The following is a 16,189-nucleotide window of genomic DNA, read 5'->3' as shown; positions in this document are numbered from 1 at the left end:
GTTCCAGTATGTTGCGTTGCCGTCAGCCTAGAAGGCAGCGATCAGAGTTTCCAGTCGGCGCGGTCACCCAGCACGCCCTTGAGGTCCGCCAATGTGCCGCCCGGCGCCACCAGTGACGCGATGCGGTCTGCTCCTGCGGCAAGGTAGTACTTGTGCGGCACGGCGAGGAAGACGAGGTCGAAGGTCTGATCGAAGGCGTCGCCCGCCAGCTCTATGCCGTATTCGAGCATGGCCTCGGCGTTGTCGGCATGGGGATCATGGACGGCGACCTCGTGGCCGAGCGCTTCGAGTTCGGCGACGACATCAGCGACCTTGGAATTTCGCAGGTCCGGCACGTTTTCCTTGAACGTCAGGCCAAGGACGAGGACCGTGCCCGGCTTGCCGCCGCGCTGGGCATGGAGTTGCTGCGCGACCCATTGCGCCATGCCATCGTTCACCCCGCGCCCGGCGAGAATCACCTGGGGATCGTGGCCGAGGGCTTCGGCGCGGGCCGAGAGGTAATAGGGATCGACGCCAATGCAGTGCCCGCCGACGAGGCCGGGGGTGAAGGGCAGGAAGTTCCACTTGGTGCCGGCCGCTGCCAGCACATCCCAGACTGAGAGGTCCATCTTCGAGAAGATCTGGGTGATCTCGTTCATGAAGGCGATGTTGATATCGCGCTGGGCATTCTCGATCACCTTGGCGGCTTCGGCAGCCTTGATCGAGGCGGCGCGGAACACGCCGCCAGACGTGATCGCGCCATAGAGATCGGCCACGCGATCGAGCACTTCGGGCGTCTGGCCGGAGACGACCTTGGTGATGCGCTCGATGGTATGTTCGCGATCACCGGGGTTGATGCGTTCCGGGCTGTAGCCGAGGAAGAAGTCCTGACCGCACTTGAGGCCGGAAACTTCCTCGAGAATCGGACCGCAGATGTCCTCGGTGACACCCGGATAGACGGTGCTTTCGAACACGACGACAGGCGCGCGCCCTTCCTTGACGGCAGCGGGCAGCATCTTGCCGACCGTCCGCGAGGCGGATTCGACAAGGCGCAGGTCGGGTCGATTCTGGTTGTCGATGGGCGTTGGCACGGTGACGATGTAGAAGTCGCTCGGCGGGCAGACCCCGGCATCGCAGGTGAGGCCAAGGCTCGACATCGAAAGCAGCGCCGGCTCGATCTCGCGTGTGCGGTCATGCCCTTCGGACAATTCGGAAATGCGCTGGACGTCGATGTCGAAGCCGGTGACGAAGAACTTCTTGGCGAGCGCGACAGCCAGCGGCAGGCCGACGTAACCAAGGCCGAGCACGGTGACGCGGGTAGTCGCCGAAACCAGCGGATCGAGGCCCCGAGGGTGACCGGGAACTGGAGCAGGAGCAAGCGTCGGGAACTGGACTGTCACGGGACAGGCGGCCTTTCATGGTTGACGCTTGAAGCGCCGGATCGCCGCCTTGCTTAAATCGAGGCTCTTATTTCACGGTTAACACTCAGCCGATATTGGAAGCGCCATGACGGAAAAGGCCATCCTCCCAAAGACGATCCTCGTGGTGTTTGGCACCCGCCCCGAAGCGATCAAGATGTTTCCCGTGGTCCACGCGCTTGCGGCCGATCCGCGCACGCGCGTTGTGACCTGCGTATCGGCGCAGCATCGCGGAATGCTGGATCAGGTGCTGGAGATTGCCGGGATCGTGCCGGACTACGACCTCGATCTGATGAAGCCGGACCAGACGCTCGACGGGCTGACGGCTGCGCTGCTGACGGAACTGGCCAAGGTGATGGATCAGGTGAACCCCGACTGGGTGGTGGTTCAGGGCGACACCGCGACCGCGATGGCCGGCGCCTTGGCCGCCTATTATCGCAAGCTGCCGGTGGCCCATGTCGAGGCGGGGCTGCGCAGCCACAACATCTATCACCCCTGGCCCGAGGAGGTGAACCGCAAGATCATCGGCACGATTGCCAGGCTGCACTTTGCGCCGACCGATGTTTCGGCAGCGGCGCTGCTGGCGGAGAATGTCGATGCCAAGGGCGTACACGTGACCGGCAACACGGTGATCGATGCGCTCCAATGGGTTTCGGCAAAGATCGAGGCCGAACCGGCGCTTGCTTCCGGGCTTGCCGAAATCGAGGCGCGGTTTGCGGGAAAGCGCGTGATCGGCGTGACCAGCCATCGCCGCGAGAACTTTGGCGGGGGGCTGGAGAACATTGCCGAGGCCGTGCGGCAGATTGCTGCGCGCGAGGACGTGGCAGTGGTGTTTCCGGTCCACCCCAATCCCAATGTGCGCAAGGTGATGGACGCGGCGCTCAACGGTCTGCCCAACGTGGCAATGATCGAGCCGCTGGATTACCCGCACTTCGCCCGCCTTCTGTCCGTGGCCGAGATCATGCTGACCGATTCGGGTGGCGTGCAGGAAGAGGCCCCTGCGCTGGGCAAGCCGGTGCTGGTCATGCGCGAGACGACCGAGCGGCCCGAAGGCGTGACCGCCGGGACCGCGAAGCTGGTCGGCACCGACGTGGACACCATCGTTACCGAAATCTTCACCCTGCTCGACGATAAGGCTGCCTATTCGGCCATGGCGCGTGCGCACAACCCGTTCGGGGATGGGCAATCGGCGCGCCGTATCGTGGAGTTGCTGGCGAATGATGGGTGATGTGAAGCCGGACGTCTGTGTTGTCGGGCTCGGCTATATCGGACTTCCAACCGCTGCCATCATAGCCCGCGCAGGGTGCAAGGTGCTCGGCCTCGACGTGTCGGAGCACGTGGTCGACACGATCAATCGCGGCGAGATCCATATCGAGGAAGTCGACCTTGATGGACTCGTCCATGGCGTGGTGCAGCGCGGGCTGCTGCGCGCATCGACGCAGATCGCGCCGTCCGACGTCTTCGTGATCGCGGTGCCGACGCCGTTCGAGAAGGACGGACATCACACGCCGGACATTTCCTATGTGCTTGCGGCTGCGACGCAAGTTGCGGCGGTGCTCAAGGCAGGCGACACGGTGATTCTCGAATCGACCTCGCCTGTCGGCACGACTGAGCAGATGCGGGATCTGATGGCGGGGCTGCGGCCCGACCTCAAGTTCCCCGGAAAGACGAAGGAGACGCCCGACGTTTCCATCGCCTATTGCCCGGAGCGCGTGCTGCCGGGACGCATTCTCGAGGAACTGACCAACAACGACCGTTCGATCGGCGGCATCACCCCGCGTTGCGCGCGCAAGGCGCTGGCGTTCTACAAGCGCTTCGTGCGCGGGACCTGCGTGACGACCGATGCGCGCTCGGCCGAGATGACCAAGCTGGTCGAGAACGCCTATCGCGACGTGAACATCGCCTTTGCCAACGAGCTTTCGATGGTGGCGGACCGGATGGGGCTGGACGTGTGGGAAGTGATCCGGCTGGCCAACCGCCATCCGCGCGTGAACATCCTGCAGCCCGGCCCTGGCGTAGGCGGGCACTGCATTGCGGTGGACCCGTGGTTCATCGTGGCGGGCGCTCCTGATGAAACCCCATTGATCCGCACCGCGCGCAACGTGAACGATGGCAAGATGCACCATGTCGTCGCCAAGGCCTCGGCGCTGGTCGAGGCCCATCCGGGCGTGATGGTTGCCTGCCTGGGGCTGGCGTTCAAGGCCAACATCGACGATTTCCGCGAGAGCCCGGCGCGCTATGTGGCGGCGAGCCTGGCACGCAAGTTCGGCAGCCGGATCAACGTGGTGGAGCCCTATGCGGGCCAGTTGCCGCGCGAGTTCGAGGGAACGGGTGCGGTGCAGATCGACCTCGATACCGCGCTGGAGGAGTGCGGCGTGCTGATCGTGCTGGTGGACCACGATGTGTTCAAGGTGGTGCCGCTGGCCGAGCGTTCGGGCAAGGCCGTCTACGATACGCGCGGGATCTGGCCGGATCAGCCGGGGGTTGATGTGGCTGGTGCGGGGTTGCGGCTGGCGAGTTGAGGCCGTCCGCTAATCAGTAAAGAAACTCGTCACCCCGGACCTGATCCGGGGTCCCGCTTTTTTCAGTTTCAGCTCGGCCAAGAAGGCAGCGGGACCCCGGGTCAAGCCCGGGGTGACGGTGACGCTCGGTTATTGCCTGGAGACCGCGTTCGGCATCTGCTGGCTGGCGCAGTGGAAGCCGCCGCCGCCTGCGAGGACGGCATCGCCCATCAGGCCGATGGTGGCGCGGTCGGGGAAGAGTTCGGCGATAGCGGCGACGCCATCTTCATCGTGGGGCGAGCCGAAGATCGGCACAACCACGAGGTTCGTGGTGATGACGAAGTTCATGTAGCTGGCAGGCTGGATCATGTCGCCCCACTCGATGCGGCCCGGCGACGGAACTTCGACCACGTCCACGCTCGCGGCCTGGGCGCGGGCCTTGGCGTCGGCATAGATCGCCGCGTTTGGGTCGTTCGGGCCGGTAGCGCGGGGGAGCGCGAGGCGGTTCGGGCCGACGAAGCGGGCGAGATTGTCGACGTGGCCATCGGTGTGGTCGTTGATCAACCCGTCGCCCAGCCAGAGGACGCGGGTGTAGCCGAGATCGCGGTTGAGGCGCATCTCGAGGTCCGCGCGGGTCAGGTGCGGGTTGCGATTGGGGTTGAGGAGGCACTGTTCGGTCGTGGCGACGAGGCCTGTGCCATCGCCATCCAGCGCACCGCCTTCGAGAATCCAGTCAGCCTTCGAGGATTCGAGGCCGGCCGAAACGGCGAGATCCGCACCGATTTCCTGATCGCCCGGCATCAGATACTTCTCGCCCCAGCCGTTGAAGCCGAACAGGCGGGCGCTGCGATTGGCCGCTTCATCGAGCACGACGAGCGGGCCGGTATCGCGCAGCCAGACATCACCATAGGTGCGGCGTTCAAGCTTTACCGCCGCAGAGACCAGCGACTTTGCGCGCATTTCGTTGGCGGCATCGCGCACGACAAGGCGCACTTCCTGGCCGCTGTCGGCGACGGCGCTGGCGAAGGCAGCAATCTGCTCCTGCGCCTTGTCGATCACCCCCGACCATTCCTCGGCGAGGTGCGGGAAGCCGATCCACAGCCAGTCCTGAGGGTGCCATTCGGGGGGCATGGTGAAGTGGGCGGTCATGGCTGTCTGGTCCGGAATCCGAGGAATTGGCCCCGCGCCTTAGAGCAGAAGGCGGGCGTTTTCCATGGCGCTTGATCACGCGCGGCAAGCGGGGCATTCGGGACGGACGATGACCGATTTCCCAAGCGCCCTTGCCCGCGCGCGTGCGCACTCCCCGTTTCTGTCGATGGCGCTTGGCCGCTTGCCTGAGGTCGAGTCCTTGCTGGCGGCAGGGGATATCGAAGGGGCGCTGGCCCGGGCCAAGGCTGCCGGCTCTGGCATCGAGGATGCCGCCGTGGCGCTGCGGCGGGAGCGGATGGCGCTGGCGCTGGTGGTGGCGATCGGCGATCTGGCGGGGGCGTTTCCGCTGGGGCGCGTGGTGGCGGAGCTATCGGACTTTGCCGACCGGTCGCTCGACGCGGCGATTGCGGCGGCGATCCGGCGGCGCATGCCCGATGCGGACAGCACCGGATTTACCGCCATAGCGCTGGGCAAGCACGGGGCGCAGGAGCTGAACTATTCATCGGACATCGATCCGATCCTGCTTTACGATCCCGATGTCCTTCCACGGCGCGAGCGCGACGATCCTGCCGATGCGGCGCAGCGCGTGGCGCGGTCGCTGATGGAGATCATGTCCGCGGTGACGGGCGATGGCTATGTCTTCCGGGTGGACTTGCGATTGCGGCCCGCCTCGGAGGTCAGCCCCCTCGCCCTGCCGTTCGAAGCGGCGATCACGCATTACGAATCGAGCGCGCTGGCGTGGGAACGGGCGGCCTATATCCGGGCGCGGGCGGCTTCGGGCGATGTGGCGCGGGGACAGGCCTTCCTCGATACGATCCGGCCCTTCGTATGGCGGCGCAGCCTCGATTTCGGGGCGATTGCCGAGATCGGGCGGCTGACCACGCGGATCCGCGATCACTATTCGGCGGGGCAGGCGATCGGGCCGGGCTATGACCTGAAGCGCGGGCGCGGCGGGATTCGCGAGGTCGAGTTCTTCGCGCAGACGCACCAGCTGATCCATGGCGGGCGCAATCCCGCGCTGCGGCTCCGGGGTACGCGGGCGAGCCTTGATGCGCTCGCCGAAGCCGGGATCATCGGGGCCGAGGATGCCGCCGTGATGGGCGAGAGCTATGACCGGCTGCGGACGCTGGAGCACCGCTTGCAGATGGTGGCGGACCAGCAGACGCATTCGCTGCCGGGAGATGCGGCCGCGCTCGATCGCGTGGCGCGGCTGGACGGGCTGGCAGATGGCGCGGCGCTGGTGGCGGAACTGACGGCGATTTCGGACACGGTAGGGCGGCGGTTCGATGCGCTGATCGAGACGTATGCGCCGACGGGCGCGGTGCAAGTGGAGGTGCCGGATCAGTCCGACCCGGTAGTCGATCGCTTTGCCGAGCGGGTGCAGGCCTGGGAGGGCGGGCAGTACCGTTGCCTGCGCTCCGCCGAGGCGCGCGAGGCGTTTGCGCGGATCCGGCCGCAGCTGCTGCGTGCGCTGTGCGAGGCGCCAGACCCGGAGCGGGCACTGCTGCGGTGGGAACACCTGCTGGAGGGATTGCCGAGTGCGATCAACGTGTTCCGCCTGCTGGAGGCGCGGCCGGGATTGCTGGCCGTCGTCATGCGAGTGCTGGCCCACGCACCGACCCTGGCGGACGAGCTGGCGCGACGGTCGGACCTGCTCGACATCCTGATCGACCGGTCGGCGTTCGACCTGCCGGGCAGCGTTGCCGAGATTGCGGCCGAGCTTTCGCGCGGGGAAGCAGGGGACGATTACCAGCGGCTGCTCGATGCAGTGCGCCTGCGCGTGGGCGAGATGCGCTTTGCGCTGGGGGTGCAGCTGATCGAGGGGCAGCGCGATCCGCTTGAGGTGGCAGCGGCGCTGAGCCGGGTGGCCGAGGCTTCGATCGAGGTGCTGGGCCGTGCGGCGATCGAGGAGTTTCGTGTCAATCACGGTGTGGTGCCGGAGAGCGATCTGGCGATCCTCGGCCTCGGGCGGCTGGGCGGTGCGGCGCTGACGCATGCATCGGACCTTGATCTGGTGTTCCTGTTCAGCGGCGATCATGCGAGCGAATCCGACGGGCGAAGGCCGTTGGGGGCGACGCTGTACTACAACCGGCTGGCGCAGCGGGTGATCGCCGCGCTTTCGGTGCCGACGGCGGCGGGCGCGCTTTACGAGGTGGACACGCGGCTGCGGCCTTCGGGGGCGCAAGGGCCAATCTCCGTAAGCCTCGACAGCTTCGAGAAGTATCAGTGCGAGGATGCCTGGACGTGGGAGCACATGGCACTGTGCCGGGCGCGGGCGATGTTCGGGACCGACGCGGACCGGGCGGCGCTTTCGGCGATCATCGCGCGGGTGCTGGAGCGCCCGCGTAACCCGGAAAAGCTGCGCGCCGATGTGCTGGAAATGCGCAGGACCATGGCTGAGCACAAGCCGGCCAAGGGCCCTCTCGACGTGAAGCTGGCGCGGGGCGGGCTGGTGGACATCGAATTCATGGTCCATTTCCTGCAATTGCGCGACCATCTGGCGCAGACGCCGGATCTTGGCGCGGCGGTGCAGGCGCTCGAAGACCTTGGGCTGCTGCCCGCCGGCATGCGGCAGGCGCATGACCTGCTGGCGCGATTGCTGGTGGTGGTGCGGCTGGTTGCCCCTGATGGCATGTTCCCCCCAGAAGCGAGCCGGGGCATCGTCGCGCGGTCCTGCGGCCTGGAAAGCTGGGACGCGCTGCTGGATGCGGTGCTGGCAGCACGGCATTGCGTGGGCCGTGGCTGGGCGCAGGTGTTCGATATTCAACTGGAGATTGCATGATGAGCGAGCGGATCGGAACGGGCGAGGCATTCCCCGACATCGCGATGACCAAGCCCGATGGCGGCAGCGTGAAGGCTTCGGATTTCGCAGGGCGCAAGCTGGTCGTGTTCTTCTACCCCAAGGACGACACACCGGGCTGCACCACCGAGAACAAGGACTTTTCGGCGCTTCATGGCGAGTTCGAGGCCGCGGGCGTTGCCGTCCTCGGCGTCAGCAAGGACCCGCCGAAGAAGCATGCCAAGTTTGCCGAAAAGCACGCGCTTGTCGCGCCGCTCGCCAGCGATGCCGAGGAAGGCGGGGTTTCCGACGCGCTGGGGATCTGGACCGAGAAGTCGATGTACGGACGCACCTACATGGGCATGGAGCGCACGACCTATCTTGTCGGCACGGATGGCAAGATTGCGCAGGTGTGGAACAAGGTGAAGGTCAAGGGCCACGCCGAGGAAGTGCTGGCTGCAGCCAAGGCGCTCTGACCGGCAACACGAGCAATGAACGCACCTACCCTCGCCCGCGCCATCCGCGCGGTGATGCTGACGCCTGAGCCGCAGGACAAGGTCATGGCAGCGCGCGACGTGGTGCGCCGCTGGCGTGGCGGTGAGCTGGCGATGGTGTTCGACGTGGCGATGCCTGACTATCCGGCCCGGCCAGACAAGCCGGAGCTGCTGCCGCCCAGTGCCATGCCCAAGCGCGGACGCGGATCAGCGCACGGAAGGCTCGCCCTGCTTCATGCGCTGGCGCACATCGAATTCGTGGCGATCGACCTGGCGCTGGATGCGGCGGGACGATTCGGTGCGGAGATGGGGCGGCAGTTCGTCGACGACTGGCTGTCAGTCGCAGCGGACGAAGCGATGCATTTCGCGCTGATTTCCCGCCGCTTGCGCACGCTGGGCAGCTTCTATGGAGCGATGCCGGCGCATGACGGATTGTGGGATGCGGCGCGCGAGACCGCGCACGATGTGGCGGCTCGGCTGGCCGTGGTGCCGATGGTGCTGGAAGCACGTGCACTGGATGTGACGCCCGCTACCGTCGAGCGGTTTCTGGCAGGCGGTGACGATCGCTCTGCCCGCATCCTGCAAAGAATCGTTGACGATGAAATTCGCCATGTGCGGTTCGGCACAACACATTTCACCGCAGTCTGCCAAACGAGGGGCGAATCCCCCGCGGACCTTTGGAAAACCTTGCTCCAGCAGCACTTTCGCGGTGCCGTTAAGCCACCGTTCAACGACTCGGCGCGTCGATCAGCCGGTTTGTCGCGCGAAATGATGGCAGGGGTTGCCTGCCAGTAACCTGCCCCGCATACCCCAATTCACGAGATGGCGGGGGGTTCCGACCAACTCTGAAAAATCCCGGGCGACAGGCCGCACGTCTGTCTGTTGCCGCAAATCGGGTTCGCTCTGGGGGTTTCAGGGCTTGCTGCTTCACGGCCTAACGCCGGAAGCGGAGAGCCGAGAAAAAGGTCGTACGGGTCGTAATGTTGTTCAACACAAACACCTTCAAGACTGTATTCAGCGCCCTTACGGCAGTTGTTGCATTCTCTTCCGCGCCGGCATTCGCAAACAGCGCCGCTTCCGCAGACATCGCCGCCCCGCTTCGCGCTGCCGAAGCCGCCAAGGCAGGCGTCTCGGCCGATCGCGGTGACGAAGAATTCCGCCGCCTCTTCGCCAGCTGGCAGCAGCTCGACAACGGCATCCTGCCTTCCTCGAAGCCGACCACCATCCGCAAGGCATCGGTTTCGATCCCGTCGCTGGCGCCTGTGGCGATGACCCGCCTTTCGAGCGGCTATGGCATGCGCGAACATCCTGTGCTCGGCGGCCGCCGCGCCCACAAGGGCATCGATCTTTCCGCACCGACCGGCACCCCGATCCGCGCCAGCGCCGATGGCGTCGTGGAAAAGGCTGAATGGTTCGGCGGCTACGGCCTGTTCGTCGGTCTCGATCACGGCGGTGGCATGGAAACCCGTTATGGCCACATGTCGCGCGTGGCGGTTGCCGAAGGGCAGCAGGTCCGCAAGGGCGACATCATCGGCTACGTCGGTTCGACCGGCCGTTCGACCGGCCCTCACCTCCATTATGAAGTCCGCGTTTCGGGCGAAGCTGTGAACCCGCTGCCCTACATGCAGGGCAAGGGCGACGCGCTTTATGCCTCGAACGACAAGGCCGAAGGCCGCGGCGGTCCGGAAGAATAAGGAACAGGGTCGCCAAAGACCCGTTTCATCACGGAGCATCTTGGAGAGGATGCGGAAAAGGGCGCCGGTGACGGCGCCCTTTTCTGTTTGTGCCTCAGGCTTTGCGCAAACTTCGCCTGACGGCGAATGCCCACCCCCAGCCCCTCCCCGCCTGCGGGAGGGGGAGTTCAAGCACCTCTTCAGTCCGGCAGCAGCGTCGCCAAAGCTCTTGCGATGTTGCCGATGGTATAGGGCTTCTGCACCACCGGGCGGGCGCGGTGGACGTCCGGGAACTTTGCCTGCTCGCCATATCCGGTTGCGAACATGAAAGGCACTTCGCGTTCATGCAGGACATCGGCAATCGGGAAGCTGGTGCCGATGCCAAGATTGATGTCGAGCAAGGCGATGGTCGGCCGGGCTGCGTCGATCAGATCGAGGGCGGCGTCGACGGAGCCTGCGGTCACGACAGACTCGGCGCCAAGACGGGAGAGGATATCCTCGGCATCGAGCGCGATGATCAGGCTGTCCTCGACCAGCAGGACGCGCTGACCGGTGAGCAGGTTCTGCGGAGGTTCCTCGACGTGGCCGGACCCTGACTTGGGAAAATGGATCACGCGCGCTGCACCCGAGGCCTCGGCAACGTGGCGCTTGGGAATGCAGAAGTCGGCCTTGAACCCGCTTTCCTGAAAGCGCACCGCAGCCTCGCCGCCGAGATCGTAGGGCACAGAGCGCTGGATGATCGTGGTGCCGAAGCCCTGCCGCTGCGGTTCGCGCACGGGCGGACCGCCAACCTCGCGCCATGCGACCAGAAGGTCACCCTTGGCTGAGAAATTCCAGGCGATCGTGACATGACCATCGGGGACCGAGAGGCTGCCGTACTTGCTGGAATTGGTGACGAGTTCGTGAAGGACCAAGGCCATCGTCGAATAGGCGAGCGGATTGAGCATGACCTGCTCGCCCGAACTGCGGATGCGCCTGCTGTCCACCATGAACGTCGCCGCCTCGGCGTCGATGAGGGATTGCAGTGGCGCCGGGCCCCAGTGGTCCTCGGTGATCTGGTTGTGCGCCCTGGCGAGCGCATGGATGCGGCCGTCGATCAGCTTGACGAAGCCCGCCAGCGCCGGATCGCTCGCCTGCGACTGGCGGATGAGGCCACGGATCAGGCCGAGGATGTTGCGGACGCGGTGGTTTAGCTCGGCAATCAGCAGTTCCTGCCGGTCGCTTGCCTGCTGGCGTTCGGCGGTGGCCTCGTCCGACAGGCGCAAAACGACCTCGATCAGAGTGGCGCGCAGGGTTTCGGCTACGCGCAGTTCCGAGGAGGTGAATGGTCTGGACTTGCCCCGGACCAGTTCCTTCCATTCGGCAAAGCTCTCGCGCGGGGACAGTCGCGGGCCGTTGGGGCCGTACTCGACGGGCTTGTGCGGATCTCCTGCCCAGCGGACCGAGCGCACCATCTCCGACCGGAAAAGCACGACGTAATCGCGCGGAGAGCGTGAGATGGGGATGGCAAGCAGGCCCGCGACCTTGTCGGAAAAACGATAGGTATCCGGAATCAGCGAGCCGATATGATCTGTCGCGTAGACCTTGCCGGCGGCAGTGGTGTTCAGCGCGCGGACGATCCTGCGGAAGTCCTCGGTGGGCGGGCACTGGCCGGAGAAGGCATAACCGCCCGAGAGCCAGACGCCCACGCCGTCCGCCGCAATGGCGTGCGTGAGGATGTCGGCCAGCCAGTCGGGATCGCGCAGCAGCGTTTCATCTGAGGCGACAGCCCCGAGCAGCTGGTCGGAGATATCGCGGGCGCGGCGTTCGAACTCCATCGTATCCTGCCGCTCGCGGCTTTCGAGGCGCATGCAGAACATCTGGGCGAACAGCTCTGCCACCGCGCGGCGTTCGAAGTTGGGGTTGTTGGCCGAATAATGATGGCAGGCGAAAAGGCCCCACAACTTGCCATCGACGATGATGGAGATCGACATCGAGGCATCGACGCCCATGTTCTTGAGATACTCGATGTGGATCGGCGAAACCGAGCGCAACAGCGAGAGCGACATGTCGAGCGGGGCGCCGGTCTCGTCCAGCGCGGGAAGCACCGGCACGGGCGTGGCGTGGACGTCGCCGATCACGCGCAGGACGTTGCGCAAGTAGAGCTGGCGCGCCTGGGCCGGAATATCGCTGGCCGGGTAATGCAGGCCGAGGAACTGGCCGATGCCGGGGCGGCAGGCTTCGGCCACGACTTCGCCCGATCCGTCGGGAGCGAAGCGATAGACCATGACTCGGTCGAACTGGATCAGCGCGCGGATCTGGCGGGCGCCTTCGCGGTAGAACGCGGTCATGTTCTTGCACTGATCGAGCCGCGCAAACATAGAGCGGACCATGCCGGTGACGTCGCCGAGGCTGCCGCGCGAAGGTTCGGCCTCGATGACGATCTGGCCGCCGCTGTAGTGGACGGCGACGTCGAAGTTGCCCTTGCCCGCGACGAGGGGGACATCGAACATGCGTTCGACCGCGTCTTCGTTGCGGAGCATCGTGGTGCGGTTGCGCAGGTCATGCACGGCCTGCGGCAGGAAAACCTCGTCAAGCGAGCGCCCGTAGGTATCGGCAAGCTCCCAGCCGATGAATTCCGAAAGGTTTGCCGAGGCGCGGGCGATCAACCAGTCGGCGGTCAACGCGATGAGGAAGCCGCTGGGCTGAATGGTGCCGATGATATGGATCGGTTCGCGATCGCAGTTGGTCAGGTCGACCGCGCTGCCAGTGCCCAATGGGTCAGTGCTCAAGGGACGCGAACTCCGGCTTGCGCATGAGCGGCGGCTTCGAAAAGGGCGAACGCCGCGCGGGCAGAGGCAAGGGCTGCCGCCTGGCTTGCGGGAGAGGCGAGTTCGTGATCGATCAGCGCGACCAGCGAACGCCAGCGCGAGGAGTCCGCGTCCGACAGGAAGCGGCAGGGAAGATGCGCGGGCACGCGTCGAGCGAGCATCGCTCCGCCGAGGCGCGAGCCTTCGACGACATAGAGAGCCCCCAGCATCTGCGCCGTTGAGTCAAGCTGCGGCGCCTCCAGTGCCCTGAGAGTGCCGAGGCCGAGGTCCGCGAGGTCGGCAAGGATGCGGCTTGCCCGTTGCCGCTGCGGCCAGTCGCAGACGACCTCCTGCACGCCCGCAGCGGTCAGCGCGGCTTCGATCGGGAGCAAGGCCGACGCCTGGGCGAGAAGGAACGCGCGGTAATCGACAGGATCGCCAAGGTCGAACCGGGCAAAGGCGGCGTCGACGCGATCGTGATCCGGGCGGGTGCTTTCGCGAAGGAGCATGCGGGCCGACTGGCCGGAGAATTCAGGAATCGACAACGGCCACCGACCACAAGACTAGCGTTAACGACGATGAACGCATCGCGTGGCAAAAGTTTCCTGCGCCGACTTCAAATCCTGTGCAGATCGCCTGATTCCGGGGCTGAGCCGTGAGCAAGCCCCTGAAATCCCGCCACAAAGGGCATACGTCATTCGACGCGTATACCTGCGCAGCGGACTGTCCATAGTGCGACCCGAAGCGGGGCCTTTTTCCCGCCGCATGGCATGCAGATCGAGGGTCGGCAGATGGCAGGTGTTCAGGTTGGCAATCGGATCATCGGCGCAGACGCGCCAGTGACAGTCGGTTGGGAAAACGTGCCGAAGGTGGAAGGAGGTCCCTTCAAGCGGGCATTCTTTACCTGGTTCCAACCGGTCACCTTCTTCGGCTTCCTGCTTTTCTGGTACTATGCGCCGAACGAATGGGCCGTGGCATCGACCGGCATTGCCATCGGCATCGGCTTCAAGGTGCTGCTGCTCGCCCTGGAGTGGGTGAACCCGCGCTTCCGTTCATGGCAGCTGACGTGGAAGGAACTGGTGACCGACCTGTTCTATGTCGGCCTTGGCTACACCGTGCTGCGCATCGTTGACCAGTTCATCGGGTCTGATGCGATCATCGGCATGTTGCAGAGCAACTTCGACTTCGGGAAGGTGGCATGGTTCACCGGGCTGCCGCTGCTGCTGCAGGCGTTCCTGATCTCTTTCGTGTTCGACTTCGGCCAGTACTGGATGCATCGCGGCATGCACAACTGGCATCCGCTGTGGCTGACCCATGCGCCGCACCACTTCATCACCCAGCTCAACATCAACAAGGGCGCGGTGGGCAATCCGGTGGAGCTGTTCCTGATCGGCCTCGGCATCGGCGGCTTCTTCGACTTCCTGCCGCGCGCCTTCCTGATCGCGGGCACGTTCGGCCTGGCGGTGAGCACCTATCAGCACATCAACGTGCGCTTCAACACGCCGCGCTGGTGGCGCTTCCTGTTCAACACGACCGAGCATCACAGCGTGCACCACTCGCTCGATTATGAAGCCACGCGCAGCAACTATTCGGGCACGTGGATCATCATCGACCGGATGTTCGGCACCTGCGTCGACGGCGAGGCCGAAGTGCTGGGCATGGAAGGCGGCCGCCGCATGCATATCCGCGAGGTGATGCACTATCCGTTCAGCGAGGCGTGGAAGACGCTGCGGGCGAAGTTTGGTGCCAAATTCGGCAATCACATGGGTGGCGCGCATACGGCGGTTCCGGCGGAATGAGCGGTCTGGCTGCGACATCGCCCTGGACGCAACCGATGACGCCTGAAAAGCCGCGCTCGGCCAAGCGCCTGATCGATTGGATCTGGACGGTGCGAGATGAAGTGCCTGTACCCGATGGGCTGGGCGCGGATGAAGCACTGGCGCGGGTTTCGCCGGCGTTCGAAAGCGATGGCTACAGCGTTCAGCCGACGGGCGAAGGCCTTGCCTATGCCAACCCCTCCCCCGCCGCGCAGGACACGCTGGCCACGTTCGAAAAGGGTGCGCTGCGGGTGGAGGAAACGGCGACGGGGCGCGTGCTGCGCTATCGCCTGACCAGCCGCTTCATGCTGTTCTGCTTCCTGCTGCCGTTCGTGTTCATCGGCTTTGGCCAGCTGACGCTTGCGGTAGGCGCCTATCAGAAGGCGCAGGCCGAGGCGAAGGAGAAGGCCGCAGGGGCGAAGAAGGACGAGAAGAAGAAGGACGAACCGGTCCTGACCCTGCACCCGATCGACAAGTTCCTCGGCGCGCCTGCCCCGGAAAAGCCCAAGGACGGCGAAGGCGGCAGCCGCAAGCGCAAGCCTTCGGCAACGGCAGCCTATGTGTTCTCGGGGATCTTCGCGTTTTTGTACCTGGTTGGGCGGTTCCTGGAGCCGTGGCTGGTGCGGCGGATGTTCCGGCGGAGGCTGGCGGGGGAGGGTTAGGGGCGACTTCCGCTACCGGATAGCACCGCATCTAGGCTGGATGGCGCAACTGCGTGGTTTGCGGACATTATTCGTCCGCTGAACGCGCTCCATAGCAATAGCCCCCACGGCTCTCCCAAACACCTCCCGCGTCATAGCAAGAATCACTGTCAACGTAGCCGCGAACCCAGAAACCAAAGCAGGAACCGATGAGTCCACAAAGGAGTGCCAAGAGTATCGTTCTCCGCTTCATGAAGCCGTTGTGATCTAATGCGCTAATGACCGCAATGGCGTCGTGACCTGACCGGCAGCTTTTGGTCGCTAATGTCCGAAAGCAGCCAGTCGCCGCCAACCTCGACCAATGGCAGCTATCGGTTTTGCAGCCTTGCTGTACTATCGGCGGGAGTGGGGTGGTTTGGCGAATGGCGGCCTTAACGGTGGTCAGGCTTCTGCACGCACTGTAAAACCATGTCATGATGTATGTTTCTGCCGTAACTCCCTTCGCCCATAAATCTGAATCTGCTGATGTGACTGTCACAGATGGGCAGTATCACTGCCGCGCTTTCAGTTATCCATGTCACGCAGTCGAAGGCGAAGTTGTCACAGAGCCATTGCAACTCTTCGATGAGGCCATCTGCCTGATGTTCGAGGACGCGGAACCTCGGATAGAAAGCACCGGAGACGTAGGTTTTCGGCATTTCGGAGTTGCGAAAGTTTTGGATGTCGAAAACGACTTGTTGTCTGTTGGCGAGTTGATCTTCCAAGTCGGAGAATTACCGCGCGGGCTGGCTGTCGGCGACGCAGTGGAGTTCGAGTGCGTGCGTATCGACCTTCGCTAGGAGAGTGTTCGAAGGGCAGGCCTTCGAAATGTCCGCAATGGCGTGGCAAGCGGAATGACGGTTTTCGGTCCAGCAGCTCTCAATAGCCGCCGTTTGACTAAGCAAGCTGC

The 16,189-nt window shown here is 64.7% G+C and carries 13 protein-coding genes; 9 read left to right on the top strand and 4 right to left on the bottom strand.

Annotated elements, in window-relative coordinates; translation table 11 throughout:
* Positions 1–41: 41 nt before the first annotated feature.
* Positions 42–1,379 carry a nucleotide sugar dehydrogenase gene (locus IM701_RS01990; RefSeq protein WP_230487764.1) on the bottom strand — a complete coding sequence of 446 codons (1,338 nt, stop codon included), beginning with the start codon at positions 1,377–1,379 and terminating at the stop codon, positions 42–44.
* 106 nt (positions 1,380–1,485) lie between these two features.
* Here IM701_RS01990 and wecB point away from each other — a divergent pair, with 106 nt between their 5' ends.
* Both wecB and wecC read left to right on the top strand, forming a co-directional pair.
* Complete coding sequence (gene wecB / locus IM701_RS01985) at positions 1,486–2,625, top strand: non-hydrolyzing UDP-N-acetylglucosamine 2-epimerase (protein ID WP_193827631.1); 1,140 nt, start codon at positions 1,486–1,488, stop codon at positions 2,623–2,625.
* The gene (gene wecC, locus IM701_RS01980) at positions 2,615–3,919 is read left to right on the top strand and encodes a UDP-N-acetyl-D-mannosamine dehydrogenase (RefSeq protein WP_193827630.1); all 1,305 of its coding nucleotides are present in this window, start codon (positions 2,615–2,617) and stop codon (positions 3,917–3,919) included. Before wecB ends, wecC begins: the two co-directional genes overlap by 11 nt.
* Positions 3,920–4,048: 129 nt before the next feature.
* On the opposite strand, the gene IM701_RS01975 is transcribed toward wecC, so the two are convergent.
* On the bottom strand, positions 4,049–5,047 hold the full coding sequence (locus IM701_RS01975; RefSeq protein WP_193827629.1) for an agmatine deiminase family protein: 999 nt from the start codon (positions 5,045–5,047) through the stop codon (positions 4,049–4,051).
* Positions 5,048–5,111: 64 nt separating this feature from the next.
* Between IM701_RS01975 and IM701_RS01970 the strand changes: the two genes are divergently transcribed.
* The 4 genes from IM701_RS01970 (at position 5,112) to IM701_RS01955 (ending at position 10,014) form a co-directional block, all read left to right on the top strand.
* Positions 5,112–7,829: a bifunctional [glutamine synthetase] adenylyltransferase/[glutamine synthetase]-adenylyl-L-tyrosine phosphorylase gene (locus tag IM701_RS01970; protein WP_230487763.1), complete on the top strand. Its 2,718-nt coding sequence runs from the start codon at positions 5,112–5,114 to the stop codon at positions 7,827–7,829.
* The gene (locus IM701_RS01965; RefSeq protein WP_039336323.1) at positions 7,829–8,302 is read left to right on the top strand and encodes a peroxiredoxin; all 474 of its coding nucleotides are present in this window, start codon (positions 7,829–7,831) and stop codon (positions 8,300–8,302) included. The genes IM701_RS01970 and IM701_RS01965 overlap by 1 nt, the downstream gene beginning before the upstream one ends.
* A 15-nt stretch (positions 8,303–8,317) precedes the next feature.
* A complete protein-coding gene (locus IM701_RS01960; RefSeq protein WP_193827628.1) occupies positions 8,318–9,115 on the top strand; it encodes a ferritin-like domain-containing protein in 798 nt (265 codons plus the stop codon).
* Between the two features lie 185 nt (positions 9,116–9,300).
* Positions 9,301–10,014: a M23 family metallopeptidase gene (locus tag IM701_RS01955; RefSeq protein WP_039336239.1), complete on the top strand. Its 714-nt coding sequence runs from the start codon at positions 9,301–9,303 to the stop codon at positions 10,012–10,014.
* Positions 10,015–10,193: 179 nt separating this feature from the next.
* On the opposite strand, the gene IM701_RS01950 is transcribed toward IM701_RS01955, so the two are convergent.
* Positions 10,194–12,764 carry an HWE histidine kinase domain-containing protein gene (locus tag IM701_RS01950; protein WP_230487762.1) on the bottom strand — a complete coding sequence of 857 codons (2,571 nt, stop codon included), beginning with the start codon at positions 12,762–12,764 and terminating at the stop codon, positions 10,194–10,196.
* Entirely contained in the window at positions 12,761–13,291 is a 531-nt protein-coding gene (locus IM701_RS01945) for a biliverdin-producing heme oxygenase (RefSeq protein ID WP_193827627.1), read from the bottom strand. The genes IM701_RS01950 and IM701_RS01945 overlap by 4 nt, the downstream gene beginning before the upstream one ends.
* A 282-nt stretch (positions 13,292–13,573) precedes the next feature.
* Between IM701_RS01945 and IM701_RS01940 the strand changes: the two genes are divergently transcribed.
* The 3 genes from IM701_RS01940 to IM701_RS01930 all read left to right on the top strand — a co-directional run bounded on the left by IM701_RS01940 (position 13,574) and on the right by IM701_RS01930 (position 16,079).
* Positions 13,574–14,581, top strand: coding sequence for a sterol desaturase family protein (locus tag IM701_RS01940; RefSeq protein WP_193827626.1), 1,008 nt, complete (start codon positions 13,574–13,576; stop codon positions 14,579–14,581).
* A 35-nt stretch (positions 14,582–14,616) separates the two neighbouring features.
* Entirely contained in the window at positions 14,617–15,261 is a 645-nt protein-coding gene (locus IM701_RS01935; protein WP_039336328.1) for a hypothetical protein, read from the top strand.
* Positions 15,262–15,713: 452 nt separating this feature from the next.
* Positions 15,714–16,079 carry a hypothetical protein gene (locus tag IM701_RS01930; protein ID WP_193827625.1) on the top strand — a complete coding sequence of 122 codons (366 nt, stop codon included), beginning with the start codon at positions 15,714–15,716 and terminating at the stop codon, positions 16,077–16,079.
* Positions 16,080–16,189: the final 110 nt, after the last annotated feature.

Origin of the sequence: Novosphingobium sp. ES2-1 (genome assembly GCF_015169775.1) — a bacterium.
In the GTDB taxonomy this organism is placed as follows: Bacteria; Pseudomonadota; Alphaproteobacteria; order Sphingomonadales; family Sphingomonadaceae; genus Novosphingobium; species Novosphingobium subterraneum.
This window is presented reverse-complemented; position numbering and strand designations above follow the sequence as displayed.

What these genes read in the sequence shown, in the direction of transcription:
- wecB (WP_193827631.1), top strand. Translation starts at nt 1,486, where the DNA reads ATGACGGAAAAGGCCATCCTCCCAAAGACGATCCTCGTGGTGTTTGGC.
- wecC (WP_193827630.1), top strand. Translation starts at nt 2,615, where the DNA reads ATGATGGGTGATGTGAAGCCGGACGTCTGTGTTGTCGGGCTCGGCTAT.
- IM701_RS01975 (WP_193827629.1), bottom strand. Translation starts at nt 5,047, where the DNA reads ATGACCGCCCACTTCACCATGCCCCCCGAATGGCACCCTCAGGACTGG.
- IM701_RS01970 (WP_230487763.1), top strand. Translation starts at nt 5,112, where the DNA reads ATGGCGCTTGATCACGCGCGGCAAGCGGGGCATTCGGGACGGACGATG.
- IM701_RS01965 (WP_039336323.1), top strand. Translation starts at nt 7,829, where the DNA reads ATGAGCGAGCGGATCGGAACGGGCGAGGCATTCCCCGACATCGCGATG.
- IM701_RS01960 (WP_193827628.1), top strand. Translation starts at nt 8,318, where the DNA reads ATGAACGCACCTACCCTCGCCCGCGCCATCCGCGCGGTGATGCTGACG.
- IM701_RS01955 (WP_039336239.1), top strand. Translation starts at nt 9,301, where the DNA reads ATGTTGTTCAACACAAACACCTTCAAGACTGTATTCAGCGCCCTTACG.
- IM701_RS01945 (WP_193827627.1), bottom strand. Translation starts at nt 13,291, where the DNA reads ATGCTCCTTCGCGAAAGCACCCGCCCGGATCACGATCGCGTCGACGCC.
- IM701_RS01940 (WP_193827626.1), top strand. Translation starts at nt 13,574, where the DNA reads ATGGCAGGTGTTCAGGTTGGCAATCGGATCATCGGCGCAGACGCGCCA.
- IM701_RS01935 (WP_039336328.1), top strand. Translation starts at nt 14,617, where the DNA reads ATGACGCCTGAAAAGCCGCGCTCGGCCAAGCGCCTGATCGATTGGATC.
- IM701_RS01930 (WP_193827625.1), top strand. Translation starts at nt 15,714, where the DNA reads ATGATGTATGTTTCTGCCGTAACTCCCTTCGCCCATAAATCTGAATCT.